The organism is Aquimarina aquimarini (assembly GCF_900299535.1).
GTDB classification, from domain to species: domain Bacteria; phylum Bacteroidota; class Bacteroidia; order Flavobacteriales; family Flavobacteriaceae; genus Aquimarina; species Aquimarina aquimarini.
In genome coordinates this window covers 12,859-27,822 of sequence record NZ_OMKE01000023.1, presented here as the reverse complement: position 1 = coordinate 27,822, position 14,964 = coordinate 12,859, and the positions used below count along the sequence as shown (strand labels likewise).

At 32.5% G+C, this 14,964-nt stretch carries 13 protein-coding genes; 11 read left to right on the top strand and 2 right to left on the bottom strand.

What is annotated here, in order from left to right; all coding sequences use genetic code 11:
• The first annotated feature begins 2 nt into the window (after positions 1-2).
• Positions 3-3,071, top strand: a complete 3,069-nt coding sequence (locus tag DG508_RS11245) for a WD40/YVTN/BNR-like repeat-containing protein (RefSeq protein ID WP_108868232.1) — start codon at positions 3-5, stop codon at positions 3,069-3,071.
• Between the two features lie 229 nt (positions 3,072-3,300).
• The gene (locus tag DG508_RS11240; RefSeq protein WP_103864870.1) at positions 3,301-3,705 is read left to right on the top strand and encodes a glyoxalase; all 405 of its coding nucleotides are present in this window, start codon (positions 3,301-3,303) and stop codon (positions 3,703-3,705) included.
• A 196-nt stretch (positions 3,706-3,901) separates the two neighbouring features.
• On the opposite strand, the gene DG508_RS11235 is transcribed toward DG508_RS11240, so the two are convergent.
• The gene (locus DG508_RS11235; RefSeq protein ID WP_108868231.1) at positions 3,902-4,849 is read right to left on the bottom strand and encodes a phosphoribosylaminoimidazolesuccinocarboxamide synthase; all 948 of its coding nucleotides are present in this window, start codon (positions 4,847-4,849) and stop codon (positions 3,902-3,904) included.
• A gap of 109 nt (positions 4,850-4,958) precedes the next feature.
• The gene (locus DG508_RS11230; RefSeq protein ID WP_108868230.1) at positions 4,959-5,915 is read right to left on the bottom strand and encodes a PhoH family protein; all 957 of its coding nucleotides are present in this window, start codon (positions 5,913-5,915) and stop codon (positions 4,959-4,961) included.
• Between the two features lie 265 nt (positions 5,916-6,180).
• Between DG508_RS11230 and DG508_RS11225 the strand changes: the two genes are divergently transcribed.
• The 9 genes from DG508_RS11225 (at position 6,181) to DG508_RS11185 (ending at position 14,796) form a co-directional block, all read left to right on the top strand.
• Positions 6,181-7,011 (top strand): SAM hydrolase/SAM-dependent halogenase family protein, encoded by an 831-nt coding sequence (locus DG508_RS11225; RefSeq protein WP_108868229.1) that lies wholly within the window; start codon positions 6,181-6,183, stop codon positions 7,009-7,011.
• A gap of 16 nt (positions 7,012-7,027) precedes the next feature.
• Positions 7,028-7,312 (top strand): putative quinol monooxygenase, encoded by a 285-nt coding sequence (locus DG508_RS11220; protein ID WP_108868228.1) that lies wholly within the window; start codon positions 7,028-7,030, stop codon positions 7,310-7,312.
• Positions 7,313-7,432: 120 nt separating this feature from the next.
• The gene (gldG, locus tag DG508_RS11215; protein ID WP_108868227.1) at positions 7,433-9,892 is read left to right on the top strand and encodes a gliding motility-associated ABC transporter substrate-binding protein GldG; all 2,460 of its coding nucleotides are present in this window, start codon (positions 7,433-7,435) and stop codon (positions 9,890-9,892) included.
• Between the two features lie 60 nt (positions 9,893-9,952).
• Complete coding sequence (locus tag DG508_RS11210) at positions 9,953-10,762, top strand: ABC transporter ATP-binding protein (RefSeq protein ID WP_328515276.1); 810 nt, start codon at positions 9,953-9,955, stop codon at positions 10,760-10,762.
• A gap of 163 nt (positions 10,763-10,925) precedes the next feature.
• Positions 10,926-11,969, top strand: coding sequence for a hypothetical protein (locus DG508_RS11205; RefSeq protein ID WP_108868226.1), 1,044 nt, complete (start codon positions 10,926-10,928; stop codon positions 11,967-11,969).
• A 357-nt stretch (positions 11,970-12,326) separates the two neighbouring features.
• On the top strand, positions 12,327-13,673 hold the full coding sequence (locus tag DG508_RS11200) for a DNA recombination protein RmuC (protein WP_108868225.1): 1,347 nt from the start codon (positions 12,327-12,329) through the stop codon (positions 13,671-13,673).
• Between the two features lie 34 nt (positions 13,674-13,707).
• Positions 13,708-14,046: a hypothetical protein gene (locus DG508_RS11195; RefSeq protein WP_108868224.1), complete on the top strand. Its 339-nt coding sequence runs from the start codon at positions 13,708-13,710 to the stop codon at positions 14,044-14,046.
• Positions 14,047-14,049: 3 nt separating this feature from the next.
• The gene (locus DG508_RS11190) at positions 14,050-14,385 is read left to right on the top strand and encodes a hypothetical protein (RefSeq protein ID WP_108868223.1); all 336 of its coding nucleotides are present in this window, start codon (positions 14,050-14,052) and stop codon (positions 14,383-14,385) included.
• 42 nt (positions 14,386-14,427) lie between these two features.
• Positions 14,428-14,796, top strand: coding sequence for a 6-phosphogluconate dehydrogenase (locus DG508_RS11185; protein WP_108868222.1), 369 nt, complete (start codon positions 14,428-14,430; stop codon positions 14,794-14,796).
• The last annotated feature ends 168 nt before the right edge of the window (positions 14,797-14,964 follow it).

Sequence of the window (14,964 nt, the reverse complement as noted above, 5' to 3'; positions counted from 1 at the left end):
TTATGAACAATAAATTTATAATTGCAAGCTTGGCTATACTCTTTTGTATAAACTTGCAAGCACAAGAAATTGTACTAAAAGGAAAAGAATTATTTGGCAACCTAAAAGCACGACAGATTGGTCCCGCATTAATGAGTGGACGTATCATAGATCTAGAAAACCACCCTACCAATGACAGAATAATATACGCTGGTACCGCAGGAGGCGGTGTTTGGAAATCTTCAAACGGAGGTGCTAGTTTTTCTTCGGTATTTGATGAGCACGCACAATCGATAGGAGTTGTAAAAGTAGATCCCACCGATCCAGATAATACAATTTGGGTAGGAACTGGTGAGATATGGACTCGTAATAGTGTATCTATTGGTGATGGATTATACAAATCTACTGATGGGGGTGCTAACTGGAAAAAAATGGGTTTTGAGAATTCAGAACGGATCAGTAGTATACAAATCAATCCAAAAAACTCTAATGAAATTTATATAGGTGTCCTAGGTGCGCTATGGAGTGATAGTTCTGACAGAGGAGTATATAAAACAATAGATGGAGGAAAAACATGGAATAAAATACTCTACATTAATCAAAAAACTGGGGCTAATGAAGTGATTATAGATCCCAAAAACCCAAACATTGTATATGTTGCTATGTGGGAGTTTAGGAGAACACCATGGGGATTTAATTCTGGAGGACCAAATAGTGCATTATATAAATCAACAGATGCAGGAAAAACATGGAACAAAATACACAATGGTTTTCCAGAAGGGGATCTTGGTAGACTTGCATTGGCAATCTCCCCTTCAAATCCACAAATAATATACACCGTTATAGAAAGTAAAGAAAATAAAGGGTTATATCGTTCTGATGATGCAGGAGCCAATTGGAAATTATTAAATGGAGATTTTGGGCTTGTGGTAAGACCTTTTTATTTCTCTAGAATTGTTGTGGATCCCAAAAATCCAGATATCCTTATCAAAGGTGGATTATTTGGATCTATCTCCCGAGATGGTGGGAAGACATTTAAGAATTTAGGTAGTATGCATGCTGATATTCATGATATCGTTTTTGATATTAATAATTCTGATAGAATATATGTTGGTACAGACGGCGGTGTATATAGAAGTTGGGATGGCGGAGCTACTATGGATATGGTAGATAACCTACCTATATCTCAGTTTTATCATATCAGTGTAGATAACGAAGAACCATATAACATCTACGGAGGGCTACAAGACAATGGATCTTGGTGGGGTCCCTCATCTTCTCCAGGTGGAATAGAGGCCAGAGATTGGAAACCTGTTGGATATGGTGATGGTTTTAGAGTATTAAGACATCCTAGCAAAAAGATTATCTACTCAGAAATGCAGGGTGCTCAAAATGTATGGAGATATGACATTGATAGAAACTACACAAAAAATATAAAACCATTACCCATAAAAGGAGAAGCTGAACTGCGCTTCAACTGGAACGCTCCTATGGCAGTGAGCAATCATCACCCTGATCGGTTTTATATGGGAAGTCAATTTCTGCACATAAGCGAAGATATGGGGGATAACTGGAAAAAAATATCACCAGACCTTACCACCAATGATCCTGCCAAACAGGATAAGGAATCTGGTGGGCTTTCTGTAGACAAATCAGGAGCAGAAACACATACTACCATTTTTACTATTGCAGAATCGCCAATTGATCAAAATATAATTTGGGTAGGTACAGACGATGGTAATGTACAAGTAACACAAGACGGTGGAAAATCATGGACCAATACAGTAGCCAATATACAAGGACTGCCAAAAAACACTTGGGTATATCATATAGAAGCAAGTACACATAACAAAGAAACTGCCTATGCTGTTTTTGATGGTCATACCACAGGAGATATGAAGCCATACGTATACAAAACCACAGATTTCGGAAAAACATGGAGCTCTCTTGTTACCAATGACATTGTTGGATTTGCTAGAAATATTCAAGAAGACTATGTAAACCAAGACATTCTATATCTAGGTACAGAGTTTGGGTTATTCATTACCATTGATGGTGGTAAACACTGGTCTCGTTTTACCAATAATATGCCTGCAACCGCAGTTCACTTTATTGATTTACAAAAGAAAACCGATGATCTGGTATTAGGGACTCATGGTAGAGGTATCATAATTATCGATGACATTTCTCCTTTGCGAAAAATAACTCAAGAAGTTCTTGTCAAAGATATTCACTTTTTTGAGACCCCACCTTTTACCATCAAAGAAGAAAGTGGTTTTGGTGGAGGTAGCACAGAACTTCAATTCAAAGGAGAAAACCCAAATACCAATGCAAAAATCATTTACTACCTAAAGAAGAGACATACTTTTGGAAAAATGACACTTTCTATTCAAGATCAAAACGGTAATAAAGTTGTCGATCTTGTTCCTGGCAAATCCAAAGGGATCAATATTGTTAACTGGAATTTCAGAAAAAAAGCACCTAAAGTAGCCGCTGGAAAAACACTTACCTTTGGTGGATTTACAGCCCCAAGAGTTGCTGCTGGCACTTACAATATTGTTCTTACAAAAGGTAAAAATCAATATAAAAGTACTATCACCTTACAAAATGATCCAATTTCATTAGTATCAGAAAAAGATAGAATTGTTCAAAGAAAGGCCGCTCAACAGTTATTTGATGACATGCAAGAGTTAGCATATCTAGTATATCAAATTGACCAAAATATACAAAGTGCAAAAAACGTATCAAAAAAAGATCCTGCTTCTCAAAAAATTACTTCATCAGTAATTAATCAATTAGTAGCCTTAAAAAAAACACTGGTAGTAACAACAGGTGATAACTATGTTGCCGAGGCAGAACCTCAGTTACGAGAAAAACTATCAGAAGTCTATAGTGATGTTACAAACTTATTCGAGAAGCCTTCATCTGCTCAATTAGAAAATAAAGAAGTATTAGAAACCAGGTTACACAATGCTAAAGAAGCATATAAAAATATAGAAAACAAACAGATTACTAAACTCAATAAATATCTTGAAAAAACAGCAGGTACTCCTCTCAAAATAATAACCAAAGAAGAATTTATAAATAAGTAATTGATCAAAAATATCATAGTACCTAAAAACCCGAAAGGTATAGCCAATACTTTTACATTCTAAGTTTTGGTTATACCCTTCAATTTTTTATAAGTTTTATAAACTACTTTACCTTATTCCTTAAGCCTCATATGCAACTTCTCTATTGTTTATAAGTCATTTAAAACTATAGAAGTAGTATTTATTTTTAAACCTAAAAATTAATTATTTTTAGTAAACTTTCGTTAATATGGAAAACAGGGAAACAAATTTATTAGCAATACGACCACAATTATTAAATGCAAGAGTATCTGCAAACATGTCTGATGATGAACAATTTCAGAACAAAACAATTCGTCCTATTATAAAATTACAAGGAGAATTATTAATTGAAGTATTCAAAAATTACATTCAAAAAAGAAAGAATACATTTTATGAATTATCTCTAGAAAAACGTTTTGATTATATCGAAAATGCGATCCAGAAAGATATGAAATTCAGAAACAGTCTCAAAGGAATGATTATAGGGCAATTTACCATAGAAGAGTATATGTCTTATCTCAAAAGTTCATCTTCTTTAAACAAACGTATGATGAATATTGTAAAAGAGCGCTTACAGGATAATATACAATTATTAGAGTACAAAGTCGCTTAACCTTAATTTTAAATAGAATGTAGTTGTCTTATACCAATCCTGAGTTAAATTATTTTTGATTTAGACAAAAAAAGAAACAATTTTAGAAAGTCATTTTAATAGAGAAATGATATTATTATAACGAGACAAAAAACATTAAAAAAAGCTGTTATTCATTACAAATAACAGCTTTAATTCTATATAACTATAGACAAGATTATCCTTTCAAATATTCTAAGATATTATCCTCAATTCGTCTTTCTATATTGGTAATTGCTCCTTTCTCAAAGCCAGTACCCGCAATATTTTCATACAACTCGATATAGCGTTCTGATACAGATTGAATATACTCATCTGTCATCTCAGGGATTTGTTGTCCATCTTTTCCTTGAAAACCATTACTAATCAACCACTGTCTTACAAATTCCTTAGACAATTGCTTTTGTGATTCTCCTTTTTGTTGCCTTTCTTCATACCCTTCTTTATAAAAATAACGAGAAGAATCAGGAGTATGTATTTCATCAATCAACACAATTTTACCCTCTTTTGTTTTTCCAAACTCATATTTAGTATCTACTAGAATCAACCCTCTTTTTTCTGCAATCTCTGTTCCTCTTTGAAACAATTTGCGTGTATAATCTTCTAGCACGATATAATCTTCTTCAGACACAATATTGGCAGACAATATTTCTTCTCTAGAGATATCCTCATCATGCGCTCCATTATCTGCTTTTGTAGAAGGAGTTATGATAGGTTCAGGAAACTTATCATTTTCTTTCATACCGTCTGGCATAACCACACCACACAAGATTCGTTTACCAGCTTTATATTCTCTGGCAGCATGACCAGAAAGATATCCTCTTATAACCATCTCTACTTTGAAAGGCTCACACAGATGACCTACAGCAACATTGGGATCAGGAGTAGCAATTAGCCAGTTTGGCACCAAATCCTCAGTATCTTTCATCATTTTGGTAGCAATCTGATTAAGAATTTGCCCTTTAAAAGGAATTCCTCTTGGCATCACTACATCAAATGCAGATAATCGATCTGTAGCGATCATTACCAATAGTTCATCATTTATATTATACACCTCTCTTACTTTTCCCTTGTAAACAGATTTTTGATTAGGAAAATTATAGTTTGTATTTAGTATCGTATTCATTTGTTAATTTGTGAATATTAGGGTCACGTGATTTATAAGCGTTATTCTATGGTCAAATATATGTTTGTATGTTTATTACCACCTATCAAACACTATTATTTAACTCATTTTATTCGTTTCTATGCTCTATTTCTTTATAGGCAGCAATTACCTTTTTAACCAATTTATGACGAATTACATCTTTATCATCAAGATAAATCATGCCAATTCCTTGTACATTTTTAAGTACCAACAAAGCCTCTTTGAGTCCCGAAGTTACTCTTCTTGGCAAATCTATCTGTCCAGGATCACCAGTAATAATAAACTTGGCATTCTTACCCATACGAGTTAAAAACATCTTCATCTGCGCATGCGTAGTATTTTGTGCTTCATCTAATATCACAAAGGCATTATCCAAGGTTCTTCCTCTCATAAATGCCATTGGAGCAATCTGGATCACCCCTTTTTCTATAAAACTATCTAGTTTTTCATTAGGAATCATATCCCGCAATGCATCATAGAGCGGTTGCATATAAGGATCCAGTTTTTCTTTGAGGTCTCCAGGTAAAAAACCTAAGTTTTCTCCTGCTTCTACAGCAGGGCGTGTAAGAATAATCCGTTTAACCTGTTTTTCTTTTAGCGCCTTTACAGCCAATGCAACTCCTGTATATGTTTTCCCTGTTCCCGCAGGACCAATAGCAAAAACCATATCATTCTTATTACAAGACTCTACCAGCTTGCGTTGATTTGCCGTTTGAGCTTTTATCAACTTACCACCTACTCCATGCAATAATGTTTCTCCACTATTAGCAGAAGTTTCATAATCTGCTTTACTCTCACTGGTAAGAATACGTTCTATCACATTTTCGTCCAACTTGTTATACTTCCCAAAATGCTCTAAAAGCATATTGAGGCGCATATCAAACTCTTCGAGCATATCTTCATCTCCATACACCTTTAATTTACTACCTCTGGCTACAATTTTTAGTTTAGGAAAGTATTTTTTTAATAATTGAATATTGCTATTCTGAAGTCCGAAAAACTCTCTCGGATTGATTTCTGTTAGTTCAATAATAAGTTCATTCAAAAGCTATACGGATTTTAGTATGATTTTTTTTTAGGATTGACTAAGTTTGCTAAAGTTTTTTTATGTTTTTATAGGGAAAACAAAATAAGTATTAAAAACAAACAAAATATTTATCAAATCACTCTGCAACAGAGTCATTAAAAAAATACAATAGCGTATGATTTTTACCTTGTTTTGTTACCCCAAGAAAAACTTTGAATAACTTCATAACAAATTTACATATTTTTAAGCGCTTACAACCAAAAGATATTAACAATTCTTGTACATGTCAATTATCACCTTAACTACGGATTTCGGAACTAAAGATCATTTTGTATCTGCGGTCAAAGGTGCTATTTATTCTGAGTTACCAGAAGCTAATATTGTTGATATATCTCATGAAATATCACCTTTTCATATTACAGAAGCAGCCTATATTATACAAAACGCTTATAAAAGTTTTCCAAAAGGAAGTATTCATATCGTAGGGATTGATAGTGAACTTAATCCTGAGAATAAACATATTGCTGTAAAACTAGATGATCATTATTTTATTTGTGCCAACAATGGATTGATATGTTTGATCACATCAGAATTTAATCCAGAAAAAATAGTAGAAATAAATATTCATGATGCAATTGTTTCTAATTTTCCTGTATTAGATGTTTTTGTAACAGTAGCTTGCCACATTGCCAGAGGAGGAACTCTTGAAGTGATTGGTAAAACGATATCAGACATCAAAACTATTACTGGGATCACTCCAATTGTGAATTTAGGAGATAAACAAATTGTAGGTAGTATTATCTATATAGATAATTATGGAAATTTGATTACCAATATCACTCGTAAATTATTTGAAGAAATAGGAAAAGGACGAAAATTTAAAATTACCGCTCGTACCGCTGTATTTGAAAATGTATATCAACGATATAGTGATGCTATCAATTTTGATATCGAAAAAAGTAAACGAGAAGAAGATGGTAAAAAGTTAGCTGTTTTTAATTCTTCGGGATATTTAGAATTAGCTATATATAAAAGTAATCCCAAAACTGTAGGAGGAGCCTCAAGCCTCTTTGGGTTACACTATAGAGATACTGTAAGTGTTAGTTTTGAATAACATGTAAACAAAAAAAATGATTATACGTATAGTAAAAATGGGCTTTTTACCCGATCAAATTGATGCTTTTTTAGACAATTTTGAACAAAACAAAGACAAAATTAGAAATTTTGATGGTTGTAGTCACCTACAATTAGTAAGAGATATACACCAACCAACTCAATTTTTTACCTATAGCCACTGGGAATCAGAAGAGCATCTCAATAACTATAGAAACTCTACGTTATTCAAAGGTGTTTGGGCAAATACCAAAAATAAATTCAATCAGAAACCAGAAGCATGGAGTCTAAGTCAAGTTTAAAAAAAATAACGACTGCCATACCTCAGCTATAAAATAAAGTCAGTAATACCAAAAATATTTTGACATATAGTCATAAAGTGGTTTATAAATTATATTAAACAAAATTACATTAGGAAACCTATGTTTGCATTAATACGTAAAGAAATCAATACCTTTTTCTCCTCTGCTGTAGGATATTTGGTGATTGCCATATTTTTAATTCTAAATGGACTCTTTCTATGGGTATTCAAAGGGCAATATAATATTCTAGATAGTGGATTTGCTGATTTCTCTCCTTTTTTCAAAATAGCACCATGGATATTATTATTTCTTATCCCTGCAATAACCATGAGAAGTTTTTCTGAAGAAAAAAAACAAGGAACACTCGAAGTATTACTCACCAAACCTATCAAAAGCTGGCATTTGGCAACAGGTAAATACCTAGGAAGTCTATCTCTTATTTGTATTTCTCTGATTCCCAGTGTTATTTCTATATATACCATTTATCAATTAGGAAACCCCGTAGGAAATTTTGACATAGGAAGCATTGTAGGCTCTTATATCTCTCTCATACTTCTTTGTGCATCATACACTGCTATCGGAATATTTTCTTCTGTAATAACCAATAACCAAATTGTTGCTTTTTTAATAGCTCTTTTTTTATGTTTTAGCTTTTTCTTTGGCTTTAGCGGATTAGCATCTTATGAGTTACTAGCAATCTTAAATAATACCTTTGAGCAATTAGGAATGCAAATGCATTATGAACGAATGAGTCAAGGTATTCATGATACCTTTGAGCAATTAGGAATGCAAATGCATTATGAGCGAATGAGTCAAGGTATTCTTGATACTAGAGATGTTCTTTATTTTATAGGAATCATTTTTTTCTTTATCGTCCTTACAGTTATCACCTTAAAGAAAGGAACACTACTACAAAAACTAAAATTTGTTGGTATCACATTGATCACCTCGATTGCAATAATATCTCTAGGAAACTCTCTCTATAAACGTTTTGACCTCACCCAAGATCACCGTTTTACACTGTCAGAAGCTACAGAAAACCTCCTGTTTGAAGCCTCTGCTCCTTTGCTTGTAGATGTATTACTAGAAGGAGATTTCCCTTCAGAATTCAGACGTTTACAATCAGAAACCAAACAATTACTAGAAGAATTCAATGCTATAAACCCTAATATACGGTACATTTTTACAAACCCATTAGAAGAAGAAGAAATACGCCCACAAACTATTACAGAGTTACAAAAATATGGTCTTACTCCAATGGAAGTAAGTGTTCAAGAAAATGGAAAAACAGAAATAGAAACCGTAGTTCCCTGGGCAATCATAAGTTACCAAAAAAGGAGTGTCAAAATCCCTTTGATCAAAAATACAATAGGAGCCACCTCAGAAGAGCGTGTACTCAGCTCAATACAGCAATTAGAATATGCTTTTGCAGATGGGTTAACCAAGCTTTTACACCCTAAAAAACACAAAATAGCAGTATTAAAAGGTAACGGGCAAATGCCAGATATCAATATTGCCGATTTCATCAAAACCTTACAAGACTATTATTTTATAGGAGCATTTACTCTAGATTCTGTAGCGAGCAATCCTAAAAAAACATTGCAAGAATTACAAAAATTTGACCTAGTAATCAATGCCAAACCTACACAAGCTTTTTCTGAAAAAGAAAAATACGTGCTCGATCAATATATTATGAATGGCGGAAAATCATTATGGTTATTAGAATCTGTAACAATGGAGATTGATAGCCTAATGAACCCTAAAGGTTCTGCTGTCGCAATTATGCAGGATTTAAGACTTGGAGATGCTTTATTTTCATACGGAGTGAGAATCAACCCTGTTTTAGTAAATGATTTATATTCTGCACCATTAGTATTAGCATCTGGCCAAGGTAGTGATACTCAATTCACCCCATACCCTTGGTACTACGGATCACTAACAAAAAGTACAGAAAATCATCCTATTGTAAAAAATATTGAATCCGTAAAATTTGAGTTTTCAAACCAAATAGATACCCTCAAAAATGACATAAAAAAAACCATACTGCTTACCAGTTCTGACAAATCCAAAGTAGAAGGAGTACCCAAAGAAATCCGACTAGAAGATATCATTAGACGTAAGCCAAATATGGCAAGTTATATAGAAGGACCACAAAACCTAGCCGTATTGCTAGAAGGAAACTTTAAATCAACCTATAAAGATCGTATAAAACCATATAAAATAGAATCTCACAAAGATAAGAGTACCTCATCAAAAATGATTGTTATTGCAGATGGAGATATTATCAAAAATCAGACTCAAAAAGGACGACCAATAGAATTAGGATATGACCCTACTATGAATCTGAAATATGGTAATAAAGAGTTTTTATTAAATGCTGTAAATTACCTACTAGATGATTCAGGTCTTATAGAAATCAGAAGTAAAGAAGTAAACATTCCATTTTTGAATGTTGAAAAAGTTGTAACCGACAAAACATTATGGCAAATTATCAATATTCTAATCCCATTACTTATACTATTGATTTTTGGAGTGATATTCCTATTTATAAGAAAGAAAAAATATCAAAAAGCAGATTAAAATTCTATTTTTTATCTTTAAAGTAATTTAAGCTTATTTGATATACGACTATAACCAAACATAAAAAACGAATCTATTAATTCTGAAACTATAAATATCGTTCTCAAAACAGAAAACCTTTCTATAGGGTACCGTACACACAAAAAGCTTAATGTCATTGCTACTGATATCAATCTAAAGTTACGCGAAGGGGAATTAGTTGGATTAGTTGGAGCCAATGGTATCGGAAAATCTACCTTATTACGTACACTATCAAAAGTACAACCACAGTTACACGGAAAAATTTTATTATCTGACCGAGAATTAAAATCCTATAAGTCTACAGAACTCGCCTCACAACTCAGTATTGTTCTTACAGAACAAATTGCCTCAAAAAATCTTACTGTTCAGGAATTAGTAGCACTGGGTAGACAACCTTACACCAACTGGGTAGGTAAAATGGCAGAAGAAGATCTTAAAAAAACACAAAAAGCAATAGAAGTTACTCATATTACAGATCTTATTACCAAACGGTGTTTTGAACTTAGTGACGGGCAACTTCAAAAAGTCCTTATTGCCAGAGCAATAGCGCAGGACACTCCATTTATCATCCTAGATGAACCTACAACACATTTAGATATATATCATAAAGCATACATCTTGAAACTATTAAAACGTTTAGCTTTTGAGACCAAGAAAACAATTCTTTTCTCAACCCATGAGATTGATTTTGCCATACAGTTATGTGATAAGATGATTGTAATGAATCCCGATGGTTTTGAATTTGGCAGACCCAAAGAACTAATACAATGTCGGGCATTTTCTTCCCTTTTCCCTGAAGACCTAATCCATTTTGACACTAAATCTGGTACCTACAAAGTGAGAAATTAAGCATCCCTAACCCCATTATCTTTCTTACCTTCTTCCCTATCCATGCTTTTTATCGAATAAATAAGCATATTACGGAATAACTGTACAATTTTGGCGTTACTTATGCGTACAATTTATTTTAAAAAGCAATATTTTTGCGCAGAATCAAAAAATCAAATCTATTATGAACAAAATGTTAAAACTCAAATCAATCTTCTTTTTAGTAGCCTCATCAGCATTGATCACTAGCTGTAGCTCTGATGACAATACAGATATAGAAGGTCCTAGTGAAGAAACCACTTATGATCTTATAGTAAACACCACCAATGCTAATAATACTGCAGAACGTGATATACAGATTACAACAGATAAACTGAACTCTACAGTAAAAGTAAATGTGACGTTTACTGCAGATAAGTCAATGAAAAGACTTTACATTTCTAAAAACGTAGATGGTACTGCCAATGAGCCATTTGCATTCACTAATCAAGCTGTTGATGAAAAAAAGGATGGTTCTATTGATTTAGTAGGTGATAATAAAAAAGAATTTACATTCAATATTGACTTTGACACTCCATCTAGTGCAAACGGTACTGTAACCTATGTATTATGGGCAACTACAGGAAGAGGTGATTTTAGAAATGTATCAAAAAGAAATGCTATCGGAGATTACGACTTTGGTACGATTACAATCAAAGCAGGAAATGGTGCTGTTGGTAATGGTGTAAAGTCTTATACGCAGACTCTTTTAGAAGCACCTCTTGGAGATGGATCGTCTTCTACTTTTATGTCTATTTTTGATGGTAAGGTATATAAAATCAATCAAGGTGAAGAATATAGTGCTTTGTGGGATTTTGGGTATTACTATGGACTAACAGGAAAAGCTTCTTTAGCTTCTTCTAATAACTACCCAACTAATATTATAGATGTGCCAACTATAGGAGGTGTAACTACTGAAGAATTAAACAAAGTTTATTTTGATTTATCTTCTAAAACTATTGCTGAATTTGATGCAATAACCACAAAAAGTGATTTAGATTTCATCACACAACCTGCAAGCCAAAGAATAAACAACTTAGCAGTTGGTGATGTAATTGACTTTGTAGACAGCTATGGTAATAAGGGAATGATAAAAATCACAGCATTAGTTCCAGGTGATGGAAATAATGGTGAAATTACATTTGATGTAAAAGTACAAACAACAACATTAACAGAAGTAAACCCATAATTTTTTAGAAGAATAAATTCTTTAAAAAAAACTCAGAGGCTATCCATAAAAAGATAGCCTCTTTTTTTTGTATTGATATAAATAAATTATCTCTTAGGTAAAAAATTAGATGAATTACGGGGTTAAATTAATAGCAAAACCTCTTGTCCCGTTTCATTGCGTATCTTTGAAACAGTTTAACTGTTTGATTCTAACAAAAAATAGTTTTTTTGCGCTATTAAAGTGCTTTTCACACTTTATAGCAACGCTACGAAGCTAGAAAAAAACAAAAATTGAATGAAAAAGAGCATTTTTATAACGAATGGAAAAAAGTTGAATTCACTTCTTTATATTTGAACAAAATAAACAATAGGTTACATGTCAGAATACACACCCATCTTCATTGCTGTTGGAGGAATCATTATATCAATTATTGCTGGTTTTTTTATTGGTAAATATGTAACCCTATTACAGAAAAAAAGTGACGAAAGTGCTATCAATGAACGATCAAACCTGATTCAGTCTCAATTTGATGAATTCAAAAAAGCTTCAGAAAATCGATATACAGAATTATCAAAAGAGCGTGAAGAGATTCGTAGAGAAAAGGATTTTCTCAATACAGAACTTACGCGTCGTAATGCAGAATATGAAAATCTAATGCTCAAAAATGCATCTCAAAAAGAAGAAGTAGAAAAACTTCAAGATAAATTCACCAAAGATTTTGAGAACCTAGCTCATAAAATATTAGATTCAACATCTAATAAGTTTACTCAGCAGAATAAAGAAAATATTAAAAATATTTTAAATCCACTACACGAAAAGATCAATACCTTTGAGAAAAAAGTAGAGCAAACTCATAAAGAAAGCATCGACTATCATGCGGCATTGCGCCAGCAAATAATTGGCCTTAAAGACCTTAATGAGCAAATGAGTAAAGAAGCTACCAATCTTACCAAAGCATTAAAAGGAGATAGTAAAATGCAAGGAAACTGGGGTGAATTGGTACTTGAGCGTGTATTAGAAAAATCAGGATTAGAAAAAGACCGTGAATATTTTGTACAACAAAGTTTCACATTAGACAGTGGGCAACGAGTGATGCCCGATGTAGTTATCTATCTACCCGATAATAAAAAAATGATTATTGACTCAAAAGTAGCCCTTACTGCATACGAACGCTATACCAATGAAGAAAACGAGGACAGCAGAGAAACGCATCTCAAAGAGCATATCACTTCTTTAAAACGTCATGTAGACCAATTATCAGAAAAAAATTATCAGGATTTATACGACATAGAATCCCCTGATTTTATTCTTATGTTTGTACCCATAGAACCCGCTTTTGCTATTGCAATCAATCAAGATAACAAACTATACAATCAAGCATTTGAGAAAAATATAGTTATTGTTACACCATCTACCCTTCTTGCCACACTACGCACTATTGATACTATGTGGAATAATGAAAAACAACAACGTAATGCAATTGAGATAGCCAGACAAGCAGGAGCACTATATGATAAATTTGAAGGTTTGGTAAAAGACCTTACAGGAGTTGGTAAAAAAATTGATGATGCAAAAAAAGACTATTCTGCAGCTATGAATAAGTTAGTAGATGGTAGAGGAAACCTTATTACAAGCGTAGAAAAACTCAAAAAAATGGGGGCCAAAGCCAAAAAATCTCTTCCCGAAGCTGTTATAAAAAGAGCTACAGAAGAGAATGAATAAAACAACATATAAAAATTAATCAAAAAAATAAATCATGATCGATACTGATTTTTCAGAAATCCTACTTAGAATCACAGGGATTATATTCTATATCATACCAATTATTGTATTTATAATTCTTGCCATCTATTATATAAGTAAAGTTGGTTCTACAAAAGAAGGAGTCTTAATTCTTATAGGTAATATATTATTATTTATTGTAGCCATTATACATCAATTCCTTTTTATGCTAGTAGACTCATGGGGATTCAACCTATATAGTATCATTAATTCAGGAGTGAACTTTATTGCTTTTATAGGATCTATACTTTTTATAATAGGTTTTTATTTACTTATCAAAAAAGCAATAAAAGGAAATAATACAACGACATAAAAAATGGAGCAGAATTTTGTTGAAATACTATCTGGGGTAATTATTGGTATAATAAGCCCTATTGCTCAAATTCTTATTCTAATTAGCTGTTTATACTATGTTGCAAAAAAAGGAATATCGCCATCTGGTGTTTTATTAGTTATTGGCTCTATACTTGGGTTATTATGCGCTATTGCATCTCTAATAGGAGCTTTTTATATAAGTCGCCAATGGGGAGTTGAAACCTATGCTAAACTTATAATGGGTGTTAATGTTATTTCTATTATAGCCAGAATCATATTTACAATTGGATTTATTTTATTAATTAGAAAAGTTGTTTCAGTAAAAAAACAAAACTGATTTATCAAATAAAGAAGAGCCAATACTATAATTTCTTTGATCATGAAAAAAATACTTATTATAATCATAATATCCATTACACTGCTTTTTGCAGGATGGTATGCATTTATATATTACGCTTCGTATAGTGAAGGAACTCGAAGTGGTGAATTAATAAAGTTTAGCTACAAAGGAGTAGCTATAAAAACCTGGGAAGGTGAAATCAGTCAAGGAATCTCTGGAGCACAAATATTTAGTTTTTCTGTTGAAGATAAGAATGAGGATATTATAAAAAAATTAGAGAAGTTTCAAGGTAGATATGTAAAACTAAAATACAAAGAACGATTTGCCAAAATCTCATGGCTTGGAGATACCAAATATTTTGTAATCGATGTTGTCGAAGAAGTTTCTCCCCATTTTAGGAATAAGTAATACGAGTTATGGATAAGAATTTCGTATAAAGAGTTTGAATTATTTTGTGTTAGATTAAGGCGTAAAATTAAAGAATAGCCTTAGCTATTGTTGAATTTTATAACACAGATATAGTGCAAAAGAAACAAACTATATACGAAATTTTTATGTGTAAATCGTATAACCGCT